Raw genomic sequence first — 26454 nt, forward strand, 5'->3', positions numbered from 1 at the left:
TTCAGCCCAGCGGCATGAACGCGTCGACCTTGTCCAGCGCCGCCAGCGGCGAGCGGATCGAGCACCTCAGTCCGTCCGCGCGGTAGTCCAACGCCACCGCGCCGCCCAGCTCGTTGGGCAGGGCCGTCTGGACGATGCGCGTGCCGAAGCCGCGCCGCTCCGGCGGCCGCACGGCCGGGCCGCCGCGTTCGGCCCATTCGATGATCAGCTGGTCGTCCGGATCGATCGACCAGCGGATGTCGACATGGCCGTTGGGGGCGGAGAGGGCTCCGTGCTTCAGGGCGTTGATGGCCAGCTCGTGGAAGGCCAGGGCCATGACCACGGCGGGCTTGGGCGAGACCTGCAGGTCCTGGCCGGTGATGGTCAGCTGGCGGGGGTGGGCGCTGTAGGGCGTCACCGAGCCGTCGACGATCTGGCGCAGGCTGGCGGCGGACCAGTTCTGGTCGGTCAGCACGTTGTGGGTGGCGGCGATGGCCATCAGCCGGCCTTCCAGGGCGTCGCGCACCGAGGTCTCGACGCCGGCGTTGCGCAGCGACTGGTTGGCGATCGACTGGACGGTGGCCAGGGTGTTCTTGACCCGATGGTTCAGCTCGTTGACCAGCAGCTGGCGGTGGGTCTCGGCCGTGCGCTCGCCGGTCACGTCGCGCGAGGTGGCCAGGACCCGGATCACCCGGCCGGCCTCCAGGATCGGGGAGACGGTGGTGTCCCACCAGCGCGGCGAGCCCCGGGCCGTCGGGCAGAAGGCGCGGAAGGCCACGGCGTTGCCCTCCAGCGCGGCGCGCAGGGCCTGTTCGACGGTGTCGCGGCTCTTGTCGGGCCACATGTCGGGCCAGTAGCGCTGGCGGTTGCGGCCGTCGAAATTGTCGATCTCGAACAGCGCCTGGCCCTGGGCGTTCATGTATTCGACCGCGCCGTCGGCGCTGATCACGCGGATGCAGTCCTGGCTGGCCTCGACCACGCTGAGGAAATAGGCCCCGACGCCTTCCAGAACAGCCTTGTCGGATCCCTCGTCGGCCACTCTACGCCCCTGCCTGCAATCGTATGATGACCGGCCGGCGGGCGAATTCAAGCGAAGCCTGTACGACAAGGCGGAACCGGGGCCGCCTTGCGTTCGCTGGAGCCTCCGACCATCTGATCCTGGTCAGGATTTGAAGGAATTTCGATGTCCCAGCTTGTCTGCGTCGCCTGTGGAGCCGGCAATCGCCTGCCGCAGGATCGCGATCCGCTGTCGGCCAAGTGCGGTCAGTGCAAGTCGCCGCTGTTCACCGGCGGGCCGACGGCCGTGACCGGGGCGGCGCTGGATCGCCATCGCCGGATGACCAAGGGCGTGGCGCTGCTGTTGGATGTCTGGGCGCCGTGGTGCGGGCCCTGCCGGAGCATGGCCCCGGCCTTCGAGGCCGCAGCGCGCCAGCTGGAGCCGGCCGTGCGCCTGTTGAAACTGGATTCCGACGCCGAACCGGCCGCGGCCGGGGTGCTGAACGTCAGCAGCATCCCGACGCTGGTGCTCTATCGCGACGGTCAGGTGATCGCTCGCCAGGCCGGAGCCATGACCGCGCCGCAGATCGTCGACTGGACGCGGCGGGCGCTGGCCTAGTTCCGGGACTTGCGGGCGGCGTAGCGCGCGTCGCGCTTGGCCTTGGCGTCGGCGGCGGACAGCGCCTTGCGTTCCTTGCGCTCACCGCGCTTGGCGCTGAGGGCTTCGGCTTCGAGCGCGGCCTGCGCCTCGATCCGGGCCGCTTCGGTGTCGGCGGCGGCTTGCTTGACGGCGGTCTTGGCGTCGGCGCGGACTTTACGGACCTGGGCCAGTTCTTCGGCGCGCAGCGTGGCGCGCTCGGCGAACAGCGGGTCGGTGCTGGCGGCGCGCGGCTTGAACTTGGCCAGCAGGGCGGCCTTGGCGTCAGCGGCCGTCTTCAGGCGGTCCGAGTGGCGGATGTCTAATGGATTCATGGTCGCTTTCGTATCCGGACCGCGAAGCGCGGACCGAGAGGTGGGAGAGCAGACGCCTGGCCCGGATGATCCATCCGGGCCAGGCTGATCCTTAGCTGGCGGCTTGCAGCTGGCCGGCGGACATCTTGCCGCTCTTCTGATCGCGTTCGAGTTCGAACGACACCTTCTGGCCTTCGTCGAGCGAGCCGAGGCCCGAGCGTTCGACGGCCGAGATGTGCACGAACACGTCAGCGCCGCCGTCGTTGGGTTGAATGAAGCCAAAGCCCTTGGTGGAGTTGAACCACTTCACGGTGCCGGTAGCCATGGATGTATTCCTTGCATGTCAGTCTACGCGTGACCCGAGACGAGCCACGTGATCAAATTTTCGGAGAGGATTTGGAGAGGCTCGGGGGCTCGATCCGAAGAGCAAGCGTGGAGAGCGGCCGAACCGGTTCGATATTCGATGAAATATACCCTGCGCTACGGGTTGGAAATACGCAAGCAATTTCTGAATATTATTCTACGTGTGACAGATTTCGTTCTGTAATAACGAGGCGTGATTTTCAATTTTATGCGTTGTATTCGATGCCTGTAGCCAAGCTCCAAAAGCTCCCCCGCACCGGCGATGGCGTGCTGACGATCGCTCGCCAGGACAGCGCCGTGGCCTTCTCCCTGCTGCTCGTCAGTGGTCCGGCCGGACGCAAGACCGGCAAGGGCAGCGTCACGGGTGATCCGGACATTCTTCGGCAGGCGTTCCGGGCCGGCGAGTGCCGCCTGACGCTGGATGACGGCGAGGCGCTGAACATCGCCGTGGTCGCCCATACAGAGGGCGGAGAGGTCGCCTATTTCGAATTGCGCTGATCGTTTCCCGACGCTTTTCGACGCATGTCCACCGGCGTAGAACAGCGCAGCAAGATTTGATTAACCCTGCGGTCCGACTCTCCGGCCATGGCCTCCAACGCGACACACGCTTTCGCCCGCACCGACCGCACCGCGCTCGGCATCTGGTGGTGGACGACCGACCGCTGGCTGCTGGGCGCGACGGCCCTGCTGGCCACGCTGGGCATGCTGCTGTCGTTCGCCTCGAGCCCGGCCGCGGCTCAGCGGATCGGCATCGACGACCAGTTCCATTTCGCCATCCGCATGTGCTTCTTCGCCACCGCCTCGTCGGTGCTGATGCTGATGGTGTCGATGCTGTCGCCCAAGGGCATCCGGCGCACGGCCTTCTTCATCTATATCGGCGCGATCGCGATCATGATCGCCCTGCCGTTCATCGGTCACAACGCCAAGGGCGCCACGCGCTGGCTGCAGTTCGGCGGCTTCACCCTGCAACCCTCCGAGTTCATGAAGCCGGCCCTGATCGTGCTAGTCTCGTGGATGTTCGCCGAGGGCCAGAAGGGCGAGGGCGTGCCCGGCGTGTCGATCGCCTTCCTGCTCTATTTCATCGCCGTGGGCCTGCTGTTGATCCAGCCTGACGTCGGCCAGACCGTGCTGATCACCATCGCCTTCGGGGCGGCGTTCTGGATGGCCGGGGTGCCGATCTCATGGATCATGGGCCTGGGCGCGGTGGCGCTGGCGGGTCTGGGCTCGACCTATTTCCTGTTCGACCACGTGCACGCCCGCGTGCAGAAGTTCCTCAGCCCCGACCAGGCCGACACCCACCAGATCACCCGCGCCGCAGAGGCCATCCGCGCCGGCGGCTTCTTCGGCCGCGGCCCGGGCGAGGGCGTCATGAAGCGCCACGTGCCCGACCTGCACACCGACTTCATCTATTCGGTGGCGGCCGAGGAATATGGCCTCATCTTCTCGTGGGCCCTGATCGCCATCTTCGCCTTCCTGGTGGTGCGCGGGCTGTACAAGGCCATGAAGCTGAACGACCCGTTCGAGCAGGTCGCGGCCGCCGGATTGTTCGTGCTGGTGGGGCAACAGGCCATCATCAATATCGCCGTGAACTTGAACATGATCCCGACCAAGGGCATGACGCTTCCGTTCATCAGTTACGGGGGCTCTTCCATGCTCGCGATGGGTTTGACGCTGGGCATGGCCCTGGCTTTGGTTCGCAAGCGCCCTGGCGCCTATGGGGCGAGCGGCGAGTTCAGCCTCGGCGGCGCTTTCGCCTGAGATGAGCAAGCTGGCAGTCGTCGCCGCCGGGGGAACCGGCGGCCATATGTTCCCCGCCCAGGCGCTCGCTGAAGCCCTGTCCGCGCGCGGCTGGCGCGTCGTTCTGGCCACGGACGATCGCGGCGCGATGTATGCCGACAAGTTCCCGGCCGAGGAGCGTCTCGCCCTTTCCGCCGCCACGGCCAAGTCCAACGACCCGCTGGGCATGATCAAGGCCGGCTTCACGGTCATGCAGGGCGTGCTGGAGGCCCGGACGGCCTTCAAGCGCCTGGACCCGGCCGTCGTGGTCGGCTTCGGCGGCTATCCCGCCCTGCCGGCCCTGCTGGGCGCGCTGAGCCAGAAGCGCCCGACGGTGATCCACGAGCAGAACGCGGTCCTGGGCCGCGTGAACCGCTTCCTGGCCCCGCGCGTCGACGAGGTGGCCTGCGCCTTCCCGACGCTGCAGATGGCGAAGCCCGCCGTGAAGGCCCGCGCCCATGTGGTCGGCAATCCCGTGCGTCCGCCGGTGCGCGAGCTCTACGAGGTGCCCTATATCGCCCCGGAAGTGCAGCTGCGTATCCTGGTCACCGGCGGTAGCCAGGGCGCGCGCCTGCTGTCGGAGCTGATCCCCGAGGCCGTCGCCAAGCTGCCCGAGGACATGCGTTCGCGCCTGAAGGTCTTCCAGCAGGCCCGCGCCGAGAGCATGGAAAGCGCCCGCAAGATCTATCGCAACGCCATGGTCGACTGCGAGGTCGCGCCGTTCTTCCGCGACATGGCCGGCTATCTGCGCCAAGCCCACCTGGTCGTCGGCCGCTCGGGCGCCTCGACCTGCACCGAACTGGCCGTCGCCGGCCGCCCTTCGATCCTGGTGCCGTTGAAGATCGCCGCCGACGACCACCAGCGCTTCAACGCCAAGCTTCTGGAAGAGGCGGGCGGCGCGGCCGTGTGCCTGGAGGACGAGCTGACGGTGGACGCCATGGCCGGCGCCCTGAACGCCCTGCTCAAGAACCCCGAACGCCTCGCCAAGATGGCGGCCGGCGCCCGCAGCGTGGCCAAGCCGAACGCGGCCGAGGAACTGGCGGACCTGGTGGAGCGGACGGCGCGTTAAGCGCCGCCCGTCCCACGAGCGGTGGCTACTGGCGGACCAGCGCGTCCTTCTCTTCCGGCTTGACCGTCGCCGGGGCCGGCTTGGCGATGGCCGAGCCATCCCACCACGGGCAGCCGGCCTCGGACCAGTATTCGAAACAGGCGCCCCATTCAGGGCTGAAGCGGTCGGGGTAGAGCGGATCGCACTTGATCCAACCCCACTGGATGCAGACCGGCGGCGGCGCGGCCAGGGCCGGCTGGGCCAGAATCGGGATATTGCACATCGTGATCGTCGCGACGGCGACGCAGGCGGAACGCAGGCTGAGCTTCATCTTGTTCCCTCCGGGTTGGATCGGCGCCAAGCGCGGGCGCTGCAAGGACGCCCGCGCCGCGCTGGGGCGCTACTGGCGCGAGAAGGCCAGCATGTCCTCGGGCTTGACGGCCGTGGGGGCCTTCTTGCCGCTCAGCCCTTCCCACCAGGGGCAGCCGAGCGTCGAGTAGTAGTCGAAGCACTCGCCCCATTCCGGCGTGTTGCGCGGGAAGTCCGGGTCGCAGTTGTGCCAGGCCCATTCCACGCAGATCGGCGGCCGGGCGGCGGCGGGCGTGACCAGGACCACGCCATTGGCCAGGGCGGCCGAGGCGACGGCGGCGCAGATCGATTTCCAACGAAGGCTAGACTTCATCTGATGTCCTCCCTCCTCACCATGAGGATGGCCGGAGCATCCGCCCGCGACGCGCGGCGAGTCAATCTTAAGATGTGAAATGGATATTTCTATCCAAGGTTAAGCTTGATGTGGGGTTGCGCATCATGATGAATCTTAAAATTGCAAATTCAATAATGCATCTAAAGATTGATATGAGATGCGATCTGACGGACGGTCAGGCCGCGCGTAGTCGCGCATTTCAGATGGGAGAGTTCCGATGACCATCCGCATGAAAGCCGTTCTGATCGGCGCCGTGGCCGCCTTCGCCGCCCTGAGCGCTCCAGCCGCCATGGCCGAGGATCCGCTGACCGCCTACACCTATTTCTACTACGCCGACGCGGCGAAGACCCAGTTGCTGGGCTCGGTCTCCGACCAGGGCTGCGGCCAGTCGGGCGACTTCGTTTACGTCGTCCGCGCCCAGGTTCCGACGCCGTATTACGATCTTCAGCCCATGTATATCTGCACGGCGGGCGGCCCGTATCTTCCGCCGGAGTGGTAGGCTCGAACGGACCGGCGCGGGCCTCGAGGCGGCGCTAGCGCGACGCCTGCAGGGCCTGCGCCACCATCGCCTTGGCGGTGGCGCGATCCTTGGCGATGTTGCCGGGCGGGAGTTTCACCTGGCCGCAGACCACGCCGGCGACGCGGGAGGTCATGGTGCGCGGCTGGACGGGCTTGACCGGCTCTTCCTCCATCCACAGGACTTCCTCGCCGGCGGCGTTGTATTCGGACGCTCCCAGGCTCTGGTAGCTCTGGGCGTCGCAGTCGAAACGCTGCACCTCGGCTTCCTCGGAGATGGTCACGCCGCCGTCGAGCACGCGCGCCGGTTCGAAGACCCTGTAGACCAGCACGACGGCTTCGTTGCCCTTCCGGATCATGTTGTCGAGGCCGACCAGTACCGCGCCGTCTTCATTGCCGGCGACGAGCAGCAAACGTCCCTCCGGCAGCTTGACGACGCCGCGATCGACCGGGGCCGAGATCGCGTCGCCGGCACAGGCCATCATCGCCGCCAGACCGAGGAAGGTCGCCGCCATACGCCGCACTGAACGCTCCTGTTTGCTGCCGCTCAAGGCTCCGCGCCGCTCTCGATGAGCGGGCGTCCGATCGCCACGGCTTGGGCCACGCTAGTGACGATCGGCGTGGTTGCATAGGGCTTCCAGCCGTCGCAGACCACCTTGGCCACCGCCTCGTCCGTGCTGCCCGCCGGCAGGGGCGTGGCGGGGCGCAGGTCGCCCGTCACCGGCCCCTCGCGGCCGCCGGCGCGGATGCTGCCGAAGCCGGCGTGGGCGATGGTGCGGGCGTCGCAGTCGATCACCTCGTGACGCCAGCCGCCCCAGAACTCCTCGGCCCCGGCCTTGAAGCCGCCTTCGGTGATCTGCAGCACGCGGAGCTTCGCCGTGCGGCCGGTCCACTGGACGCCGCCCATGTCGACGAACGCGGCGAAGCGACCGACATCGGCCAGGCGCAACTCAAGCGGAGCAGGGGCGGGGGCCTGCGCCCAAGCTGGCGATACGCACATCAAGAGAGCCAGGAGGGCGTTTCGCGGCGCGCGGAATTGGTCTAATCGGCTTTTCATGATCCAGCGTCGACGCCCCGTCCCCTTCGAACTCGGCCCCGTGCACTTCATCGGCATCGGCGGCATTGGCATGTCCGGCATCGCCGAGATCATGCTGCGTATCGGCTACACCGTCCAAGGCAGCGACGCCAAGGCCAGCGCCAATACCGAGCGCCTTGAGAAGCTGGGCGCGCGCATCTTCATCGGCCATGACGCCAGCCACGTCGAGGGCGCGTCGGCCATCGTCTATTCGACGGCCGTGAAGGCCGACAATCCCGAGATGGTCGCCGGTCGCGACAAGCGCCTGCCGCTGGTCCGCCGCGCCGAGATGCTGGCCGAGCTGATGCGCCTGCAGTTCTCGATCGCTGTCGGCGGCACCCACGGCAAGACCACCACGACCTCGATGGTCGCGGCCCTGCTGGACGCCGGCGACCTGGACCCGACCGTGGTCAACGGCGGCATCATCAACGCCTACGGCACCAACGCCAAGGTCGGCGAGGGCGACTGGATCGTCGTCGAGGCCGACGAGAGCGACGGCTCGTTCCTGAAGCTGAAGTCCACCGTGGCCATCGTCACCAATATCGACGCCGAGCACCTGGACCACTGGGGCGACTTCGACGCGGTGAAGAAGGGCTTCCAGGACTTCATCGAGAACATCCCGTTCTACGGCTTCGCGGCGGTCTGCACCGACCACCCGGAAGTCCAGGCCCTGACCTCGCGCATCGAGAACCGCCGCCTGGTCACCTACGGCACCAACCCGCAGGCCGAGGTCCGGGTCTCCAACATCGAGATGGGCCCGGAAGGCGCGACCTTCGACATCATCGTCTCGCCGCTGAACGGAGAGGTCGTCCGCTATGACGGCCTGAAGATGCCGATGGCCGGCCACCACAACGTGCTGAACGCCACCGCCGCCGTGGCCGTGGCCCGCGAGCTCAGCGTCGACGCGGAGTCCATCCGCAAGGGCCTGGCCGGCTTCGGCGGGGTCAAGCGCCGCTTCACCACCACGGGCGTGGCCAACGGCATCCGCGTCGTCGACGACTACGGCCACCACCCGGTCGAGATCGCCGCCGTGCTGAAGGCCGCCCGCGCGGTCTCGACGGGCAAGGTCATCGCCGTGGTCCAGCCGCACCGCTACACGCGCCTGCGCGACCTGATGACCGAGTTCAGCAGCTGCTTCAACGACGCCGACACGGTGATCGTCGCCGACGTCTACACGGCCGGCGAACAGCCGATCGAGGGCGTCGACCGCGACCACCTGGTCGAGGGCCTGAAGAAGTTCGGCCACCGCCGCGCCCTGCCGCTGGAGAGCCCCGCGGCCCTGCCGGCCCTGATCGCGGCCGAGGCCACCAGCGGCGACCTCGTCGTGCTGCTGGGCGCGGGCGACATCACCTCGTGGTCCTACGCTCTGCCGGGTCAGCTTGAAGCGCTGAGCAAGTGAGGATCAACCGCTGGCTCGCGACCAAGGCCGCGATCGTCGTGGCGGTGATCGCGTACCTGTTCGGCAGCTGGTGGTTCACCAAGCTGCTGACCACCCAGCGGCCCAAGGCGCCCGACGGCCCGTTCGTCGTGGCGCTGAAGCAGCCCGGCGGCGTCACCTATGTCACGCCCGCCGAGCACTGGGCGCACGTCGCCCTGATCGTCGCCGGCATCCTGCTCGTCGTGTCCTGGTGGGCGGTCGAGCACTTTGAGAAACGATACAGGACGCGCTAGAGCCTCCGCATGAGCTGGAAAACCAATCTCCCGACCGTCCGTGGCAAGCTGCTGATCGACGAAGCCCTGGCGCCGTTCACCTGGTTCCGGGTCGGCGGTCCGGCCGACGTGGTGTTCCTGCCGGCCGACGAGCAGGACCTGTCGGACTTCCTGAAGGCCCTGGATCCGGCCGTGCCTGTCTTGGCGATCGGCGTCGGCTCCAACCTGCTGGTCCGCGATGGCGGCGTCGAGGGCGTGATCATCCGTCTGGGCAAGGGCTTCAACGGCGTCGAGCCGCTGGGCGACAACCGCATCAAGGCCGGCTCGGCCGTGCCGGACGCCATCCTGGCCCGCAAGGCGGCCGAGGCCGGGATCGCGGGGCTGGAATTCTACGCCGGCATCCCCGGCACGATCGGCGGCGCGGTGATCATGAACGCCGGCTGCTACGGCTCCGAGACCGTCAATGTCGTGAAGTCCGTCCGGGTCATGGACCGCGCCGGCCAGGTGTGTGAGCTGTCCGTCGAGGACCTGCACTACACCTATCGCCATAGCGCCCTGCAGGACGGCGACACCGTCTTCGTGCTCGACGCCGTGTTCGAAGGGGCCGCCGACGAACCCGAGGCGATCAAGGCCCGCATGGCCGAGATCACGTCGCGTCGCGAGACCACCCAGCCGATCCGCGAGAAGACCGGCGGCTCGACCTTCAAGAACCCGCCGGGCCACTCGTCGTGGAAGCTGGTCGACGAGGCCGGCTGGCGCGGCAAGCCGTTTGGCGGGGCGATGTTCAGCCCGCTGCACAGCAACTTCCTGATCAACACGGGCGAGGCGACCGCCGCCGATCTGGAAGGCCTGGGCGAGGCCGTCCGCGCCGACGTCAAGGAAAAGACCGGCGTGCAGCTGGACTGGGAGATCAAGCGGATCGGGCACCCGGCCTGAGGGCACGTGTGACAGTTCAGCGTTATGCTGACTCCCCCTGACGTGGAGCGGTGCTATGACTCCCGCGCCATTGGGGAGAATCCTTGCTCATGTATCGTCGCTTACTGGCCGCCACCGCCACGCTCGCCCTGCTTTCGGGCGCCGCCCATGCCGAGACCAAGCCCGCGAAGGGCGCCAAGACCGTCGCGCCGGCCGCCGCGCCCGCGCTGTCGCCCGTCGCCACGGCTGAAGCCCTGCGCGACAAGGCCCTGCTGGACCGCACCGCATGGGACATCACCGAGGACCTGACCACCAGCATCGGCCCGCGCCTCGTCGGCTCGCCGGCCATGGAGCGCGCCAAGGATTGGGGCGTGGCCAAGCTGAAGGCCCTGGGCTTCACCGACGTGAAGGTCGAGCAGTTCGCCAAGCCGTCGTGGACGCGCGGTGAAGAGAGCGCCGAGCTGGTCGGTCCCTATCCGATGAAGCTGGGCATCGTGGGCCTGGGCCGCACCGTGCCGACCCCGGCCGAGGGCATCGAAGCCGACGTCGCCCTGTTCCGCACCTATGCCGAGATGATGGCCGCCCCCGAGGGCGCGCTGAAGGGCAAGATCGCCGTCATCACCCAACCGATGGTCAAGGCCCAGGACGGCTCGGGCTATGGCGTGGCCGGCATCTCGCGCCGCTCGGGCCCGACCGAAGCCGCCAAGCGCGGCGCGGTGGCCCTGCTGATCCGCTCGGTCTCGACCTCGGACTCGACCGTGCCGCACACCGGCGTCACCGCCTTCGGCGACGGCGTGGCCTCGATCCCGTCCGCCGCCATGGGCGTGCCCGAAGCCGAGCAGCTGGAGCGCCTGGCCAAGTCGGGCAAGACCCTGCGCATCAAGCTGAAGCTGGCCTCGACCACCGACGCCAACGACGTGGCCTGGAACATCTCGGGCGAGATCAAGGGTTCGGAGAAGCCGGACGAAGTGATCGTCATCGGCGGCCACCTGGATAGCTGGGACGTCGGCACCGGCGCCCTGGACGACGCCACGGGCGTGGCCATCACCACGGCCGCGGCCAAGCTGATCGGCGACCTGCCCAAGCATCCCAAGCGCACCATCCGCGTGGTGATGTTCGGCTCGGAAGAGAGCGGCGGTTCGTCGGAAGCCTATATCGCCGCCCACAAGGATGAAGTGCCCAAGATCGTCCTGGCCGGCGAGAGCGACACCGGCGCCGACCGGGTCTATGCGCTGAAGCTGCCGACCGGCGCCCAGAGCCATCCGTTCGCCACCACGGCCGCCAACGTTCTGGCTCCACTGAAGATCTATGTCAGCCGCACCCCCGCCACCCACGGCGGCGCCGACATCGAGGGCCTGGAAGAAGCCGGCGTGCCGTCGGTCGAGCTGGAGCAGGACGCCACCCGCTACTTCGACTACCACCACACCGCCGACGACACCCTGAACAAGGTGCGTCCGGACGAACTGGCGCAGAACGTCGCCGCCTGGGCCAGCCTGATCTACCTGGTGGCCGAGACGGGCATCGACTTCCGCGCGATCAAGGCGGCGGGCGGGCCGGCTAGCCACTAACTATCGTGTCATCCCGGAAGCGCGCAGCGCTGTCCGGGACCCAGGGGCAGCCGCACTGCATTGGCCCCTGGGTCCCGGCTCTCCGCTTCGCTGCGGCCGGGATGACAAGCTTTGTTGGGCTGGAGAGTTGGCAGCGTCATCGCCGCTGACTAGGAGTGGCTGAACATTCCAGCCCTCTGAGAGTCTCCATGACCCAGCCGCATTCCGCCCCTTTGGCCGGCCGCCATATCGCCGTCCTGCTCGGCGGCCCTTCGTCGGAACGCAAGGTCAGCCTGGTCTCTGGGGCAGCCTGCGCCGATGCGCTGGAGCGGCTGGGGGCCAAGGTCTCGCGGATCGACCCGGGCATCGACATCGCCCAGGTCCTGACCGCCACCAAGCCCGACATGGTCTTCAACGCCCTGCACGGCGAGTGGGGCGAGGACGGTTGCGTCCAGGGCGTGCTGGAAACGCTGAAGCTGCCCTACACCCACTCGGGCGTCCTGCCCTCGGCGCTGGCCATGGACAAGGCCAAGGCCAAGGCCGTGCTGGCGGCCGCCGGCGTGATCGTCCCCGGCGGCGGCCTCTACAACCGACACGATGTCGCGCGCGACCATGTGTTGCAGCCCCCCTATGTCGTTAAGCCCAATGCCGAGGGATCGTCGGTCGGGGTGTTCCTGGTGTTCGAGGGCGCGAACCGTCCGCCGGAAGAACTTGCCTCTCCTTCGTGGACTTTCGGCGAGGAAGTGATGGTTGAGCCCTACATCCGGGGGTTGGAATTGGCCGTCGCGGTCATGGGTGAGTCAAAAGGTCCCAGGGCGCTGGCGGTAACGGATATCCGTGCATCCACAGGTTTCTACGACTACGAAGCCAAGTACTCCGAAGGCGGTTCAATCCATGTCCTGCCGGCCCCAATCCCTGATGGCGTAAGGGATAGAGCGATGCGGATGGCCGAGCTGGCCCATACCGCTCTTGGTTGCCAAGGGGTGACCCGGTCCGACTTCCGTTATGACGACATTAACGACATTCTGGTCCTTCTAGAGGTCAACACGCAGCCCGGCATGACGCCGACCTCGCTCGCTCCCGAGCAGGCCGATCACGTCGGGATCCCTTTTGACCAACTAGTTTTGTGGATCGTGGAGGACGCTTATGCCCGCTGTAGTGCGGGGGGGACCGCCTAAGCCTAGGCGACCCCGGGCCGAAGCGCCCGCAAGTCCGAGCAAAGGCAAGCCGGCGCCCCGGGGGGCGCAGCCGGCCGCGAAGTTGCACGCCGCCAAGGGCGTGGGTTTGTCGCCCACGGTAGCCCTCAGCGTAGCGGGCGCGGCCTTGGGTCTCGGTCTTGTGATCATGCTGGCGACCGGCCATCGCGCCGAGCGCATCGGCGTGTCCATGGTCCATGGCGTCGACAACTCGTTCGCTTCGGCGGGCTTCAAGTTGAAGACGGTTCACATCCGCGGCGCCTCGGCGACCGCGCAAGGCGATATTCTGGCGGCCTCGGGCCTCTACCTGAACCAGCCGACGCTGGGCATGGACCTGAACGACGTCCGTACTCGGGTGCAGGGCGTCGGCTGGGTCAAGGACGCCAAGGTCGTGCGCATGCTGCCCGACACCGTGCTGATCGCGGTGGAGGAACGCCCGGCTCTCGCCGTCTGGCAGAACCAGGGCCGCATGAAGGTGATCGACGGCGAAGGCCGGGTGATCAGCGAGGCCGATCCGGCCCGCTTCCCCGCGCTGCCGCTGGTGGTGGGGCAGGGCGCCGACCAGGCGGCCGGCCTGATCCTGCCGGCCGTGGCCTCGCGGCCGCGTCTGCGGGATCGTCTCGAAGCGCTGGTGCGCGTCGACGACCGCCGATGGGACTTGAGACTGAAGGACGGTTCGCTGATCCAGCTGCCGGCCATTGACGAAGAATCCGCGCTGATTCAATTGGATCAGCTCGACCAACGACAGCGAATCCTCGACATGGGTTTTGCGCGGATCGATCTGCGCGACCCCGAAATGGTGGCTGTCAGACCCCGCGACGCCGTGCTCCCCGGAGTACCGGCGGCCGACGGGGCGTAGACGACGAAATGATGTGCTGAGGTGACGATAGCGATGTCGCGATTGGAGGAACGGAAGCAAGCTCGCGAGGGCCTGAAGGCCACGCTCGTGCGCCAGCCCGCCATCGCGGCCGTCGACCTGGGCGCGTCCAAGGTCACGTGCTTCATCATGAAGGCCGACGGGATCCACCGCGACAACCGCACCCTGACGACGGCCGGTGTCGGCTACGTCCAGTCGCGCGGCGTGCGCGGCGGCGCGATCGTCAATCTGGACGAGGCCGCGCAAGCGATCGCCCAGGCGGTCGAGCGCGCCGAGACCGTGGCCGGCGTCAACGTCCAGGGCGTGTCGGTCTGCACGGCCGGCGGCCAGCTGGCCAGCAACCGCGTCCACACCCAGGTCTCGCTCGGTGCCCGCCCGATCGGCGATGGCGACCTGTCGCGCGCCATCACCTCGGCCCTGGCTCAGGTCCGCATTCCCGGCCGCAAGCCGATCCACCTGCTGCCGATCGCCTGGTCGGTCGACGGCCAGCGCGGCATCCGCGACCCGCGCGCCATGTTCGGCCGTTCGCTGGGTCTCGAGCTGCTGGTCGTCTCGGTCAACGAAAACATCTTCCACACCCTGGCCCACTGCGTCGAACGCGCCCACCTGTCCTTCGAGGGCGTGGTCGCCGCGCCGTTCGCTTCTGCGCTTGCCGCGCTTGAAGAGGACGAGATGGACCTGGGCGCCGTCTGCATCGACATGGGCGGCGGCTCGACCTCGGTGGCCGTGTTCAACAACGGCGCGCTCTGCCACGTCGACAGCCTGGCTGTCGGCGGCGGGCACGTCACGCAAGACATCGCCCGCGGCCTGCAGACCTCGGTGGTCGGCGCCGAGCGCATCAAGACCCTGCACGGTTCGGCGATCGCCTCGGCCAACGAGGACCGCGAGATGATCGAAGCCCCGCCGCGCGGCGACGACCCGGGCGCCGGTCCGGTGATCGCGCCTCGGTCCTTGCTCAAGGGCATCATCCAGCCGCGCGTCGAAGAGACCCTGGAACTGCTGCGCGAGCGCCTGAAGGCCTCGGGCGCGCCGGTCGAGCCGGGCGCGGGCATCGTCCTGACGGGCGGCGCCAGCCAGCTGGCCGGCGTCCGCGAAGTCGCCGTGCGCGTGTTCGACCGTCCGGTCCGCCTGGGCCGTCCGCGCCGGGTGCCGCACCTGGCCGACGCCGCCTCGGGTCCGGCCTTCTGCGCCGCCGCCGGCACCCTGCACCGCACCGCCTTCGGGCCGCGCGAAGCCGTTTCGTCGAAGGCCCTGGCCGGTGGTCCGGTCCGCAAGCGTCCGCTCGATCCCAATGCTTCGCCGATGGCCAAGGCCGCCGCGTGGCTGCGCGACAACCTCTAGCTTGGGCCAGTCGCCAAGCTTCTAAGTTTTAAGCGTGATTAACCGTACTGCTTAACCTTGAAGGCTCGACCGAGACACTCGGTCGGGCCTTTTTGCTGTCCGAGTCAGCCTATATTCGCCAGAATTCGCGCTTAGCGTCGTTCGGTCGCACGCGTCTGTGAATCCCCGTTGGAACCCTTGGTTCCCTTGGAGATTCTGTTGATAGACCACAATTTATCCCACGGCCGCGCTCGACCGAACCACGACTCAGATTATGCAGTTAACTGCCGATTAACGATGGTGGTTGTTCTGTTAACACGATCGTCGAGGCAATCCTGGGCGATTGGGTGTCGCCGAGGTCTACATTCGACGATTTCGGCGTTAAGGACGCGAGGGTCCCATGGCTATTTCTCTTTCTGCGCCGCGTACGACTGAACTGAAGCCGCGTATCGTGGTGTTCGGTGTCGGCGGCGCTGGCGGCAACGCCGTGAACAACATGATCGAGGCGGGCCTCGAAGGTGTTGAGTTCGTGGTGGCCAACACCGACGCGCAACAACTCCAGTTCGCCAAAACGGATCGTCGCATCCAGCTCGGCGTGCAGATCACGCAGGGCCTGGGCGCTGGCGCCCATCCCGAAGTCGGCATGAGCGCCGCCGAAGAGTCGTTCCCGGAGATCGGTGAGCACCTCGACGGCGCCCACATGGTCTTCATCACCGCCGGCATGGGCGGCGGCACCGGCACCGGCGCGGCCCCGATCATCGCCAAGTGCGCTCGTGAGCGCGGCATCCTGACCGTCGGCGTCGTGACCAAGCCCTTCCACTTCGAAGGTCGTCACCGCATGCGCCTGGCCGATAGCGGCATCCAGGAGCTGCAGCGCTACGTCGACACCCTGATCGTCATCCCGAACCAGAACCTGTTCCGCGTCGCCAACGAACGCACGACCTTCGCCGAAGCCTTCGGCATGGCCGACCAGGTCCTGCACTCGGGCGTCCGTTCGATCACCGACCTGATGGTCCTGCCGGGCCTGATCAACCTCGACTTCGCCGACGTCCGCACGGTCATGACCGAGATGGGCAAGGCGATGATGGGCACCGGCGAAGGCGCTGGCGAAGACCGCGCCCTGATGGCCGCTCAGAACGCCATCGCCAACCCGCTGCTGGACGAAGTCTCGCTGAAGGGCGCCAAGGCCGTGCTCGTCAACGTGACGGGCGGCATGGACATGACCCTGCTGGAAGTCGACGAGGCCGCCAACGCGATCTCGGATCAGGTCGATCCGGAAGCCAACATCATCTTCGGCGCGGCCTTCGATCCGTCGCTGGAAGGCGTGATCCGCGTGTCGGTGGTCGCCACCGGCATGGACGGCGCCTCGATCGCCCAGATCGAGCCGAAGCCGGTCACCCGCAACACCACGACCCAGCCGCTGATCGCCGACACCACGCGCGCCCCGGCTCCGCAGCCGGAACCGGCCCGTCCGACCGCCCGCTACGAAGCCGCTCGCCCCGTCGAGCGTCCGTCGTCGGCCTTCGCGCCCGAGCCGATGTCGGCTCCGGAGCCCGAGATCGTCATGTCGGCGCCCGAGCCGGAAGCCGAGCTCTACTACGACGAGCCCAGTGTAGCTGAAGAACCGCGTATTTCCGCGCCTGCGGCCCGGACGGTGACGCGCATCGTCGACCCGATGGTCGATGACGTCGCCGCCGAAGAGCCGCTGTTCCCGGAGAACAACTATTACGAAGAGCGTCGCCCCCAGAAACAGGGCGGTGGCTTCTTCTCGATGTTCGGCGGTGGTCGCCAGCGCTACGAGCAGCAGGCTTCGGCGGCTCCGCAGCCGCAGGCCCGCTCGACCCAGAGCGCCCGTCCGCAGCTGCAGCCGATCGAAGCGCCGCAGACCGACGACGGCGAGGACCTCGAAATCCCCTCGTTCCTGCGTCGCCTGGCCAATTGAAAGGAAGACCCCAAGCGGGATCCTTCCAAACGACCTAAGTGATTACGAAACGCCCCGGGGAAACCCGGGGCGTTTTGCTTTGCGGGCTTCGCCTTGCGACTCCCGTTCCGCCTGAGCCAGAGTGCCGCCTTCGACCGCGAGGGGCGCGGCGGGGGAGTGTGCATGCGGAAAGTTCTGTTCGGCCTGGCGGGCCTGGCCTTCGTCGCGACTGGAGCAGCGGCCGCTCAAGACCCGGGCGCCAACGCGCCGACCCAGTACGAGGTCTCGTTCGACAACGCCCGCCACCACGAGGCCCAGATCGTCGCCACCTATCGCGGCGTGCCGAAAGGCCCGCTGAAGGTGCGGATGTCGCGCTCGTCGCCGGGCCGCTACGCGATCCATGAGTTCGCCAAGAACGTCTACCAGGTCAGCGCCGTCGACGGCGCCGGCAAGCCGCTGAAGGTCGAGCGCAGCGAGCCCTACGGCTGGACCGTGGCCGGGCACGACGGGACGGTGAAGGTCACCTACACGCTGTATGCCGACCGCGGCGACGGCACCTATTCGCAGGTCGACACCACCCACGCGCACCTGAACATGCCGGCCACCTTCCTGTGGGCCGAGGGCTATGACGCCAAGCCGATCCGCGTGACCTTCAAGCGCGCCGACCCCAGCTGGAAGATCGCCACCCAGCTGCCGGCCGTCGCCGGTCAGGCCGACGCCTACTGGGCCCCGAACCTGCAGTACTTCATGGACAGCCCGACCGAGATCAGCGCCCTGACGGTGCGCGAGTGGCAGGTGACCGACAGCGGCCGCACCTCCTACACCTTCCGCCTGGCGCTGCATAACCCCGGCACCGACGAGGACGCCGACAAGTTCGTCGAGAAGCTGAAGGCCATCGTGCCCCAGCACATCAAGGTGTTCGGCGAGCTGCCGAAGTTCGATCACGGCGAATACACCTTCATCGCCGACTACATGCCGCAGATCACCGGCGACGGCATGGAGCACCGCAACTCGACCTTCATCAGCCAGCCGCGCTCGCTGTTCCGGGGCAATTTCAGCCAGCTGGGCACGGCCAGCCACGAGTTCTTCCACGCCTGGAACGTCGAGCGCATCCGCCCGGCCGAGCTGGAGCCGTTCGACTTCACCAAGGCCAACCCGACCCCGTCGCTGTGGCTCGCTGAAGGCTTCACCCAGTACTACGGCCCGCTGCTGATCCGCCGCGCGGGCCAGTCGACGGTGGACGAGTTCCTCACGGGCCTGTCGGGCACGCTGAACGGCGTCGTCAACGGCCCCGGCCGCCTCTACGGCTCGCCGCAGGAGATGAGCCTGCGCGCGCCGTTCGTCGACGCCGCCGCCGCCCTCGACCCGGTCAACAGCAACATCTTCACCTCGTACTATCCCTATGGCGCGGTGATCGGCTTGGCCCTGGACCTGCAGCTGCGCGGGCGCGAGAAGCCGGTCAGCCTGGACGACTTCATGAAGCGCATGTGGCGCGTCCACGGCGTCCCTGAGAAGGCCTACAAGCCCGCCGACGCCCGCGCGGCTCTAGCCCAGACGACGGGCGACCAGGCCTTCGCCGATGGGTTCTTCAAGGCCAGCATCGAGGGTTCGGCGCTGCCGGACTTTGGCCCGCTACTGGACCAGGCCGGCCTGAAGCTGCGCCCGAAGTCGCCCAAGAAGGCCTGGCTGGGCGCGTCTCGCGTGAAGGTCAGCGGAACCGACGTGATCCTCGACGCCCAGCCCGCGCCGAACAGCCCGCTCTACGCGGCCGGCGTCGAGATCGGCGACCGCATCGTCAGCATCGGCCGCTTCGAATTCACGAACGAAGGCGACTGGACCGACGCCCTCGACCGCCTGAAACCCGACGAGGCCACGACGGTGAAGTTCATCCAGCGCGGCCAGACCCGCGAAGCCCCGCTGAAGATCGTCGCCGACCCGACAATCGAGGTCGTCCGCTACGAAAAGGCCGACCTGAAGCCGACCGACGCGCAGCTGGCGTTCCGGAAGGCCTGGCTGGGCGAGGATACGCCGGCGGCGAAGTAGCGAGCTGCCGCTTTTCGGGCTAGGTATTGGCATATCCTGCCAACGCTTAGCCTGAACCGGTCACGATGAAGCTCACCCGCGCCGATCGGAAAATCCTGCAGATCCTGCAGGAGGACGGCAAGATCTCGAACGTCGACCTGGCCGAGCGGGTCGGGCTGTCGCCCAGTCCGTGCCTGCGGCGGGTCAAGCAGCTGGAGGCCTCGGGGCTGATCAGCGGCTACGTCGCGCTGCTGGATCGGCGCAAGGCGCAGCTGGGCGTGCTGGCCTATGTCGAGGTGCAGGTCGACCACACCGAGGGCGCGGCCGAGGCGTTCAAGCAGGCGGTGCTGCGCGAGCCCGAGGTGGTGGGCTGCTATGTGATGACCGGCAGCTACGACTATCTGCTGCGGGTGGTGGCGCCGGACCTCGACGCCTATGGCGACCTGATGATGCAACGCCTGCTGAAGATGCCGGCCGTGAAGGACGTGCGCTCGGCCTTCGTGCTGGACACGGTCAAGGATTCCACAGCCCTGCCGCTGGACTATCTGGGCTGATCATATCGCGCCGTGTTCGATGCCAATCGTTGGCATGATGTGACCGAATTGACATCCATCATGGTCATCATCGCCACGTTCTGACTTCAGGCCCGCGATAAGCTGCTTTCCGTCGACCATCCGGAAAGCCGTCATGACCTCCTCCGTGTTCACCGGCCTGACGCCTCAGGCGCCGGACTCCCTGCTGTCGCTGATCGGCCTCTATCGTCGCGACCCGCGTCCGGCGAAGATCGATCTGGGCGTGGGCGTGTTCCGCGACGACGCCGGCGCGACGCCGGTGCTGGAAGCCGTGAAGGCCGCCGAGCAGATCCTGCTGAACACCCAGGCGACCAAGTCGTATCTCGGCCCCGAGGGCGACATCGGCTTCCTGGACCTCCTGAAGCCGATCGTCTTCGGCGACGCGGTCGGCCACGAGATGTTCGGCGTGCAGACGCCGGGCGGCACCGGCGCGGTGCGCCTGGCCTGCGAGCTGCTGAAGGCCGCCAAGCCCGACATCCGCATGTTCATCGGCGCGGCGACCTGGCCCAACCACACCCAGATCCTGGACCAGCTGGGCATCGAGACGGTCACGTTCCGCCACTACGACCAGCGCGCCCAGAAGCTGCCCTTCGACGAGATGATGGCCAGCCTGGAGACCGCGCGGGCCGGCGACGCGGTGCTGCTGCACGCCTGCTGCCACAACCCGTCGGGCGCCGATTACAGCCTGGAGCAATGGGCCGCGATCGCCGAGCTGGTCGGTCGCAAGGGGATCGTCCCGCTGATCGACCTGGCCTATCAGGGCCTGGGCCTCGGGCTTGAGGAAGACGCTGCCGGCATGCGCATGGTCCTGGCCGCCGCCGAGGACGGCCTGCTGGCCTATTCCTGCGACAAGAATTTCGGTCTCTACCGCGAGCGAGTCGGCGCGCTCTACACGATGACCCGCGACGCCGCGACGCTCGACCTGGCCGCCAGCAACATCCGCGCCCTGGCCCGCACCAACTGGTCGATGCCGCCGGATCACGGCGCCGCCACGGTTCGTGTTATCCTGGAGAGCGAGACCCTCACGACGCTCTGGAAGTCCGAACTGGAAGCCATGCGCGCCCGCGTGGCCGACCTGCGCCAGCGTCTGGCGGCGGCGGTTCCGCTGCTGGCGCCGCTGGCCGGTCAGCACGGCCTGTTCGCCCTGCTGCCGCTGTCGCCGGCCCAGGTCGCTCAACTGCGCGAAGACCACGCGATCTACATGGCGGGTTCCGGCCGCATCAATCTGGCCGGCCTGACCGTTGACAACATCGACACGTTCGCGCGGGCGCTCAACGCCTGCCTGCAGGGAGAACCGGCATGACCCTCGTTTCTGAACAGAACCCGCTGGGCCTCGACGGCTTCGAGTTCGTCGAGTTCACCAGCCCCGATCCGGCGGCCATGATCGGCCTGATCGAGCAGCTGGGCTTCGTCGCCGCCAGCAAGCACCCGACCAAGGCCGCGACCCGCTACAAGCAGGGCCGCATCAACCTGATCGTCAACCAGGAGACGGCCGGCCAGGTCGCCGACTTCCGCGAGGCCCACGGCCCGTCGGCCAACGGCATGGCCTTCCGCGTCGAGAACGTCGAGCAGGCCTATGCCGACGCCCTGGCGCGCGGCGCCAAGGCCGCCGACGCCTCGCGTTCGCTGCTGGGTTCGGACGCCAAGGTGCTGGAAGGCATCGGCGGGTCCTTGCTCTACCTCGTCGACCGCTACGGCGACGGCGGCACCATCTATGACAGCTGGGAACAGGTTCCGGGCGCGGCCCTGGAAGAGGCCAAGAACAATGTCGGCCTCGACCTGCTCGACCACCTGACCCACAACGTCAAGCGAGGCCAGATGCGCACCTGGTCGACCTTCTACAACTCGGTGTTCGGCTTCGAGGAGCAGAAGTACTTCGACATCAAGGGCCAGGCCACGGGCCTGTTCAGCCAGGCGATGATCGCGCCCGACAAGGCCATCCGCATCCCGCTGAACGAAAGCCAGGACGACAAGAGCCAGATCGAGGAGTTCATCCGCCAATACAACGGCGAGGGCATCCAGCACCTGGCCCTGACCACGGACGACATCTACGGCACGGTCGAGAAGCTGCGCGCTCGAGGCGTCAAGCTGCAGGACACGATCGAGACCTATTACGAGCTGGTCGACAAGCGCGTCCCGGGCCATGGCGAGGACCTGGAGCGCCTGAAGAAGAACCGCATCCTGCTGGACGGCAATGTCGGCGACGAAGGCCTGCTGCTGCAGATCTTCACCGAGAACCTGTTCGGCCCGATCTTCTTCGAGATCATCCAGCGCAAGGGCAACCAGGGCTTCGGCAACGGCAACTTCCAGGCCCTGTTCGAAAGTATCGAGCTGGACCAGATCCGCCGTGGGGTGATCACTGTCGAGGCTTAGGCCGCTTCCGAATACCCCTTCCTTGTCATCCCGGCCGAAGCGTAGCGTAGAGCCGGGACCCAGGGGCAACCGCACTGCCATTGGCCCATGGGTCCCGGACAGCCTCTGCGAGGCTTCCGGGATGACAAGATAATGATGGCCACAAGGTCACGGGAACGCACATGGACCTCCGCTACCAAACCGGCTTCGGCGCCCACTTCGCCACCGAGGCCGTGGCCGGCGCGTTGCCGGTGGGCCAGAACTCGCCGCAGCGGGTTCCGTTCCGGCTCTATGCCGAGCAGATCTCCGGCACGGCCTTCACCGCACCGCGTCACGAGAACAAACGCAGCTGGCTCTACCGCCTGCGACCCAGCGCCGGGCACGGGCCGTACGCGCCCTACGCCCAGGACAAGCTGGTCTCGCGCTTCGATGGCCCGGTGACGCCCAACCGCCTGCGCTGGAGCCCGCTGGAGATCCCGGCCGCGCCGACCGACTTCGTCGACGGCCTCGTCACGATCGCCGGCAACGCCGACGCCGCGACCCTGAACGGCATGGGCGTCCACCTCTATCTCGCCAACATGTCGATGCAGAACCGCGTGTTCTACGACGCCGACGGCGAGCTGCTGATCGTGCCACAGCAGGGCGTGCTGACTCTGGTCACCGAATTCGGCGTGCTGAAGGCCGGTCCCGGCCACATCGCGGTGATCCCGCGCGGCGTGCGGTTCCGCGTCGAGCTGGACGGCCCTTCGCGTGGCTATGTCTGCGAGAACTACGGCGCGGCGTTCAAGCTGCCGGACCTGGGGCCGATCGGCTCCAACGGCCTGGCCAATCCGCGCGACTTCGAGACCCCGGTGGCGGCGTTCGAGGACGTCGATGCGCCGACCCTGGTCATCCAGAAATTCCAGGGCGCGCTCTGGGCCACCGAGTGGGATCACAGCCCGCTGGACGTCGTGGCCTGGCACGGCAATCTCGCGCCGTATCGCTACGACCTGTCGCGCTTCAACACGATCAACACGGTCAGCTTCGACCACCCCGATCCGTCGATCTTCACGGTCCTGACCTCGCCCAGCGACACGCCGGGGACGGCCAATTGCGACTTCGTGATCTTCCCGCCGCGCTGGATGGTGGCCGAGCACACGTTCCGCCCGCCGTGGTTCCATCGCAACGTGATGAGCGAGTTCATGGGCCTGGTCCACGGCGCCTATGACGCCAAGGAGGGCGGGTTCTCGCCGGGTGGCTCGAGCCTGCACAACTGCATGAGCGATCATGGCCCCGACCTGGCCAGCCACAAGAAGGCGACCGAGGCCGAACTGGGTCCGCACAAGATCGACGGGACCATGGCCTTCATGTTCGAAAGCCGCTGGGTGATCCGGCCGACAAAGTTCGCTCTGGAGACTTCCGCGCTTCAGGGTGACTATGACGCGTGTTGGACGGGCTTCCCCAAAGCGCGTCTGCCGTAACCAGAACAGAATAAGAGGAAGCGCTGATGAAGCTCGCGTCTCTCAAGGGCGGCCGCGACGGCCGGCTTGTGGTGGTCTCCAACGACCTGGCCTGGTTCACCGACGCCGGGACCATCGCGCCGACGTTGCAGGCCGCGCTGGACAACTGGGAGCGCTGCGGGCCGATGTTGCAGGGGCTGGCCGACAGCCTCGAGCACGGCGCGGTGCCGCAGGAACGCTTCCACGAGCACGACGCCCTGAGCCCGCTGCCGCGCGCCTATCAGTGGGTCGACGGCTCGGCCTATGTGAACCATGTGCAGCTGGTGCGTCAGGCGCGCGGCGCCGAGATGCCCGAGACCTTCTGGACCGATCCGCTGATGTACCAGGGCGCCTCGGACGGCTTCCTGGCGCCCCGCGATCCGATCCCGCTGGCCGACGCCGCGTGGGGCTGTGACCTGGAAGGCGAGGTCGCCGTGATTGTTGATGACGTGCCGCAGGGCGCCAGCCGCGAGGAGGCCTTGGCCGCCATCCGCCTGGTCATGCTGTGCAACGACGTCTCCCTGCGTAACCTGATCCCGGCCGAGCTGGGCAAGGGCTTCGGCTTCGTGCAGTCCAAGCCGCACAGCGCCTTCTCGCCGGTGGCGGTGTCGCCCGAGGCCCTGGGCGATGCGTGGAAGGACGGCAAGCTGCACGGCGCGCTGCTGGTCGAGCTGGACGGCAAGGACTTCGGCAAGGCCGACGCCGGCGTCGACATGACCTTCGACTTCGGCACCCTGGTGGCCCACGCCGCCAAGACTCGCAGCCTGTGCGCCGGCACCATCGTCGGCTCGGGTACCGTGTCGAACCGTGGCGAGGACGGCGGTCCCGGCAAGCCGATCAGCGAGGGCGGTCTGGGCTACTCCTGCTTGGCCGAGCTGCGCACGGTCGAAACCATCCTGCACGGCGCGGCCAAGACGCCGTTCCTGCTGGGCGACGACACCATCCGCATCGAGATGAAGGACGCCAAGGGCCACACGATCTTCGGCGCCATTGAGCAGACGGTCGAGCGGGTTTGACGGACGAGGCGCCTACCGTCGGACGGATCTGGGAAACGCGCGCCGGGATCAATCTCGGCCCGCTGGACCTGATCGCCGACGGCAAGGCGCGGAACTACGTGCTGCAGATCGGCGAGGCGCGTTTCCACGGCTTCGTGGTGCGCCAGGGCGAGGCGGTGTTCGGCTATGTCGACCGCTGCCCGCACGCCGGCCTGCCGCTGGCCCAGGCGCTAGACCAGTACCTGACCCCCGACGGCGAGCTGATCATGTGCTCGTGGCACGGGGCGGTGTTCACGGTGGAGGAGGGGGCCTGCGTCGGCGGTCCCTGCGTCGGCGCCAGGCTCTCGCCCTGGCCGGTCGAGGCTCGGGAAGGGCGCATTGTCACGGCCTGACGGTTAACCCTGTTTGGTCAGGCCTGCTTAAGGCTTGCCGGCCAGATTGCCCGCGATCCGCAAAGGAACGCGTCGTGCAGATTTCCGCCTCCAGCACCGCCCAGTACACGCCGCGCCCGGCCGCTTCGAGCGACGCCGCCGCGAAGATCGTCGACCTGACGCAGCTGGCGGTGGCCCAGGCCAACGCCCAGGCCACGGCCTCGGCCGGCGCGGCCCTGGCCCAGACCACGGGCGAACTGACCGGCACCCTGGTCAACATCTCGGCTTGAGCCGCCTAGCCGCCCCGTCTCCCGCGAGAGAAGACGGGGCCAGTTCCAGTCCTAGAACAGAATACCCGTCTCGATCAGCGCGCGGGTCTGGGATTTCTTGTCGCCGTTGGCGCCGAGGCCTGAGCCGGCGGCGTAGTCGTTCAGCTTGATGTAGGCGACCTCGCCCCGGACGAAGAACGCCCCCTTCTGGTAGGTCGGCGTCAGGGTCAGGGTGGTGGCCTTGCTGTCGGGGCCATACAGCAGGTTGGTCACGCCATTGCCGTCCGTGGTGATGTGCTCGGCCCGGGCGGCCAGCGAGAAGGTGTCGCTGAAGCTGTACTTGCCCAGCACCGCGACGCCCGTGGTGGAGGCCTTCTCGGTGACGCCCAGAGACGGCATCTTCGGCACGCGCGTGTACTGGACGTAGGGCATGATCGTCAGCGGCCCGTTGGTGTGGGTCCAGATCAGGTTGTAGATCTCGGAATTGTTCTGCAGCAGCGGCGTGGCCGAGGTGGCGACGTCGACCGCCTTGTCGAAATTGGCGCCACCGGCGAAGGCGATGACGTTCTTGTCGTTGACGGCGTAGGACACCAGGGCCGAGCCCCAGCTGTACTTGTCGGAATAGAAGCCGTCGTTCAGCGAGGCGGAGATGCTGAGCGGGCCGGCGGCGTAGTTCACCTGGACGCCGCGGTTGATCAGGTTCTCCTGGTTCCACAGCTGGCCACGGGTGATGTTGGCGTTCTGGAAGGTGAAGCTGTACTCGGCGCCGATCAGGGTCGGGAGCTTGCCGACCATGATCGAGACGTTTTCGCTGGGCACGAACTTCACGAACGCCTGCGACACCGTGCCGAAGGTGTTCTTGGTGTTGTCGGTCGCCTCGCCATACGGAACGCCCACGGTCGGGAACGAATAGGCGCCGAACTGGGCGAAGAACTGGATCGGCCCTTCGGTGGTCTGCACCATCACCTGGGCGTTCGAGATGTCGCCCCGCGCCTTGACGTCGCTGCCGGCCTTGCGGTCCTGCACATAGCCGATGCCGCTGATCGCGCCGGTGACGTAGACGTTCCCGAGCGGTCCTGCGTCGATGGAGGTCGGCTTGGGATTGGCGGCCAGGGGCCAGCTCATCGACGGCGTGGTCATGGCCTGGGCGGCGGCCGATCCGGCGGCGGCCAGGGCGAGCATCATGGCGGCGCCGGCGAGCGCGGCGGACTTGGCGTATTTCATGGACTATCCCCTTGGACGACGACAACCGCGGTCTTCCGGTCGAGCGGAAGGGCGTGTCGAATGTCCAAAGGCTGAGACGTGAACCGGTCGCGGCGAAGCATAGTGGCGCTGAACTGCGCCTATCTTCTGCTTACGGGCTAAATATTGAGCGGCTTGTGGCTCAATGGTTGAACATTTCTACATCGGAAAATGATAAGATTTCCAGATATTTGCTGGATCGTATCAAAGTATGTCTTGGAATTTGAGTAATGTCGTTTGAGCGGCGGATGCGCTGGCGCCCAGACAAAAGAACGGCCGCCTTCCAGGAGAAGAAGGCGGCCGAGTCATTGGGAGGAAAC

Annotated in this window: 29 protein-coding genes and 2 pseudogenes; 22 read left to right on the forward strand and 9 right to left on the reverse strand. The window is 67.4% G+C overall.

Going from position 1 to position 26454, the window contains the following annotated elements; translation table 11 throughout:
* Position 1 precedes the first annotated feature (1 nt).
* Positions 2-1018: a sensor histidine kinase gene (locus AC07NI_RS00360; protein WP_494614821.1), complete on the reverse strand. Its 1017-nt coding sequence runs from the start codon at positions 1016-1018 to the stop codon at positions 2-4.
* Positions 1019-1162: 144 nt separating this feature from the next.
* Here AC07NI_RS00360 and AC07NI_RS00365 point away from each other — a divergent pair, with 144 nt between their 5' ends.
* Positions 1163-1594: a thioredoxin domain-containing protein gene (locus tag AC07NI_RS00365; RefSeq protein ID WP_494614822.1), complete on the forward strand. Its 432-nt coding sequence runs from the start codon at positions 1163-1165 to the stop codon at positions 1592-1594.
* On the opposite strand, the gene AC07NI_RS00370 is transcribed toward AC07NI_RS00365, so the two are convergent.
* Both AC07NI_RS00370 and AC07NI_RS00375 read right to left on the reverse strand, forming a co-directional pair.
* Positions 1591-1947, reverse strand: coding sequence for a DUF6481 family protein (locus tag AC07NI_RS00370; RefSeq protein WP_494614823.1), 357 nt, complete (start codon positions 1945-1947; stop codon positions 1591-1593). The two genes, AC07NI_RS00365 and AC07NI_RS00370, sit on opposite strands and share 4 nt — an antisense overlap.
* A gap of 91 nt (positions 1948-2038) precedes the next feature.
* A complete protein-coding gene (locus AC07NI_RS00375) occupies positions 2039-2251 on the reverse strand; it encodes a cold-shock protein (RefSeq protein WP_494614824.1) in 213 nt (70 codons plus the stop codon).
* A gap of 260 nt (positions 2252-2511) precedes the next feature.
* On the opposite strand from AC07NI_RS00375, the gene AC07NI_RS00380 reads away from it, so the two are divergent.
* From AC07NI_RS00380 to murG, 3 genes are all read left to right on the forward strand, one after another.
* A complete protein-coding gene (locus AC07NI_RS00380) occupies positions 2512-2787 on the forward strand; it encodes a hypothetical protein (RefSeq protein WP_494614825.1) in 276 nt (91 codons plus the stop codon).
* Positions 2788-2874: 87 nt separating this feature from the next.
* Positions 2875-4047 (forward strand): putative lipid II flippase FtsW, encoded by a 1173-nt coding sequence (ftsW, locus tag AC07NI_RS00385; RefSeq protein ID WP_494614826.1) that lies wholly within the window; start codon positions 2875-2877, stop codon positions 4045-4047.
* A gap of 1 nt (position 4048) precedes the next feature.
* Positions 4049-5134, forward strand: coding sequence for an undecaprenyldiphospho-muramoylpentapeptide beta-N-acetylglucosaminyltransferase (murG, locus tag AC07NI_RS00390; protein WP_494614827.1), 1086 nt, complete (start codon positions 4049-4051; stop codon positions 5132-5134).
* A gap of 25 nt (positions 5135-5159) precedes the next feature.
* Here the strand turns inward: murG and AC07NI_RS00395 are convergent, their stop codons facing one another.
* Together AC07NI_RS00395 and AC07NI_RS00400 are read right to left on the reverse strand one after the other, a co-directional pair.
* On the reverse strand, positions 5160-5444 hold the full coding sequence (locus tag AC07NI_RS00395; protein ID WP_494614828.1) for a hypothetical protein: 285 nt from the start codon (positions 5442-5444) through the stop codon (positions 5160-5162).
* Between the two features lie 69 nt (positions 5445-5513).
* On the reverse strand, positions 5514-5795 hold the full coding sequence (locus tag AC07NI_RS00400; protein ID WP_494614829.1) for a hypothetical protein: 282 nt from the start codon (positions 5793-5795) through the stop codon (positions 5514-5516).
* A 238-nt stretch (positions 5796-6033) separates the two neighbouring features.
* On the opposite strand from AC07NI_RS00400, the gene AC07NI_RS00405 reads away from it, so the two are divergent.
* The gene (locus AC07NI_RS00405; protein ID WP_494614830.1) at positions 6034-6315 is read left to right on the forward strand and encodes a hypothetical protein; all 282 of its coding nucleotides are present in this window, start codon (positions 6034-6036) and stop codon (positions 6313-6315) included.
* 34 nt (positions 6316-6349) lie between these two features.
* Here AC07NI_RS00405 and AC07NI_RS00410 read toward each other — a convergent pair whose 3' ends face one another.
* Complete coding sequence (locus tag AC07NI_RS00410; RefSeq protein WP_494614831.1) at positions 6350-6847, reverse strand: hypothetical protein; 498 nt, start codon at positions 6845-6847, stop codon at positions 6350-6352.
* A gap of 32 nt (positions 6848-6879) precedes the next feature.
* Positions 6880-7389, reverse strand: coding sequence for a hypothetical protein (locus AC07NI_RS00415; RefSeq protein ID WP_494614832.1), 510 nt, complete (start codon positions 7387-7389; stop codon positions 6880-6882).
* Between AC07NI_RS00415 and murC the strand changes: the two genes are divergently transcribed.
* From murC to AC07NI_RS00435, 4 genes are all read left to right on the forward strand, one after another.
* Positions 7388-8806, forward strand: a complete 1419-nt coding sequence (gene murC / locus AC07NI_RS00420) for a UDP-N-acetylmuramate--L-alanine ligase (protein ID WP_494614833.1) — start codon at positions 7388-7390, stop codon at positions 8804-8806. The genes AC07NI_RS00415 and murC overlap by 2 nt on opposite strands.
* A complete protein-coding gene (locus tag AC07NI_RS00425; RefSeq protein WP_494614834.1) occupies positions 8803-9078 on the forward strand; it encodes a hypothetical protein in 276 nt (91 codons plus the stop codon). The genes murC and AC07NI_RS00425 overlap by 4 nt, the downstream gene beginning before the upstream one ends.
* A 9-nt stretch (positions 9079-9087) precedes the next feature.
* Complete coding sequence (gene murB / locus AC07NI_RS00430) at positions 9088-9993, forward strand: UDP-N-acetylmuramate dehydrogenase (RefSeq protein ID WP_494614835.1); 906 nt, start codon at positions 9088-9090, stop codon at positions 9991-9993.
* 89 nt (positions 9994-10082) lie between these two features.
* On the forward strand, positions 10083-11540 hold the full coding sequence (locus AC07NI_RS00435) for a M20/M25/M40 family metallo-hydrolase (RefSeq protein WP_494614836.1): 1458 nt from the start codon (positions 10083-10085) through the stop codon (positions 11538-11540).
* Here AC07NI_RS00435 and AC07NI_RS00440 read toward each other — a convergent pair.
* Positions 11530-11680, reverse strand: a pseudogene (locus AC07NI_RS00440) (hypothetical protein). The gene AC07NI_RS00435 and the pseudogene AC07NI_RS00440 overlap by 11 nt on opposite strands.
* A 48-nt stretch (positions 11681-11728) precedes the next feature.
* Between AC07NI_RS00440 and AC07NI_RS00445 the strand changes: the two are divergent.
* From AC07NI_RS00445 to AC07NI_RS00505, 13 genes and pseudogenes are all read left to right on the forward strand, one after another.
* On the forward strand, positions 11729-12697 hold the full coding sequence (locus AC07NI_RS00445) for a D-alanine--D-alanine ligase (RefSeq protein ID WP_494614837.1): 969 nt from the start codon (positions 11729-11731) through the stop codon (positions 12695-12697).
* Positions 12666-13574 (forward strand): cell division protein FtsQ, encoded by a 909-nt coding sequence (gene ftsQ / locus AC07NI_RS00450; RefSeq protein ID WP_494614838.1) that lies wholly within the window; start codon positions 12666-12668, stop codon positions 13572-13574. The genes AC07NI_RS00445 and ftsQ overlap by 32 nt, the downstream gene beginning before the upstream one ends.
* Before the next feature lie 33 nt (positions 13575-13607).
* Positions 13608-14933, forward strand: coding sequence for a cell division protein FtsA (ftsA, locus tag AC07NI_RS00455; RefSeq protein ID WP_494614839.1), 1326 nt, complete (start codon positions 13608-13610; stop codon positions 14931-14933).
* A 276-nt stretch (positions 14934-15209) separates the two neighbouring features.
* Positions 15210-15297, forward strand: a pseudogene (locus AC07NI_RS00460) (hypothetical protein).
* A 15-nt stretch (positions 15298-15312) separates the two neighbouring features.
* Positions 15313-16854: a cell division protein FtsZ gene (ftsZ, locus tag AC07NI_RS00465; protein WP_494614840.1), complete on the forward strand. Its 1542-nt coding sequence runs from the start codon at positions 15313-15315 to the stop codon at positions 16852-16854.
* A 162-nt stretch (positions 16855-17016) separates the two neighbouring features.
* Positions 17017-18876 carry a M61 family metallopeptidase gene (locus tag AC07NI_RS00470; RefSeq protein ID WP_494614841.1) on the forward strand — a complete coding sequence of 620 codons (1860 nt, stop codon included), beginning with the start codon at positions 17017-17019 and terminating at the stop codon, positions 18874-18876.
* A 65-nt stretch (positions 18877-18941) separates the two neighbouring features.
* On the forward strand, positions 18942-19409 hold the full coding sequence (locus AC07NI_RS00475; protein WP_494614842.1) for an Lrp/AsnC family transcriptional regulator: 468 nt from the start codon (positions 18942-18944) through the stop codon (positions 19407-19409).
* 133 nt (positions 19410-19542) lie between these two features.
* Complete coding sequence (locus AC07NI_RS00480) at positions 19543-20730, forward strand: amino acid aminotransferase (RefSeq protein ID WP_494614843.1); 1188 nt, start codon at positions 19543-19545, stop codon at positions 20728-20730.
* Positions 20727-21800, forward strand: coding sequence for a 4-hydroxyphenylpyruvate dioxygenase (gene hppD / locus AC07NI_RS00485; RefSeq protein WP_494614844.1), 1074 nt, complete (start codon positions 20727-20729; stop codon positions 21798-21800). The genes AC07NI_RS00480 and hppD overlap by 4 nt, the downstream gene beginning before the upstream one ends.
* Positions 21801-21961: 161 nt before the next feature.
* Complete coding sequence (gene hmgA, locus AC07NI_RS00490; RefSeq protein WP_494614845.1) at positions 21962-23239, forward strand: homogentisate 1,2-dioxygenase; 1278 nt, start codon at positions 21962-21964, stop codon at positions 23237-23239.
* A gap of 26 nt (positions 23240-23265) precedes the next feature.
* Complete coding sequence (locus AC07NI_RS00495) at positions 23266-24273, forward strand: fumarylacetoacetate hydrolase family protein (protein ID WP_494614846.1); 1008 nt, start codon at positions 23266-23268, stop codon at positions 24271-24273.
* On the forward strand, positions 24270-24644 hold the full coding sequence (locus tag AC07NI_RS00500) for a Rieske (2Fe-2S) protein (RefSeq protein WP_494614847.1): 375 nt from the start codon (positions 24270-24272) through the stop codon (positions 24642-24644). Before AC07NI_RS00495 ends, AC07NI_RS00500 begins: the two co-directional genes overlap by 4 nt.
* 74 nt (positions 24645-24718) lie before the next feature.
* Positions 24719-24913: a hypothetical protein gene (locus tag AC07NI_RS00505; protein ID WP_494614848.1), complete on the forward strand. Its 195-nt coding sequence runs from the start codon at positions 24719-24721 to the stop codon at positions 24911-24913.
* A 51-nt stretch (positions 24914-24964) separates the two neighbouring features.
* Here AC07NI_RS00505 and AC07NI_RS00510 read toward each other — a convergent pair whose 3' ends face one another.
* A complete protein-coding gene (locus AC07NI_RS00510) occupies positions 24965-26116 on the reverse strand; it encodes an outer membrane beta-barrel protein (protein WP_494614849.1) in 1152 nt (383 codons plus the stop codon).
* Positions 26117-26454 lie beyond the last annotated feature (338 nt).

It is taken from the genome of Caulobacter sp. GW821-FHT10E02, assembly GCF_059415225.1.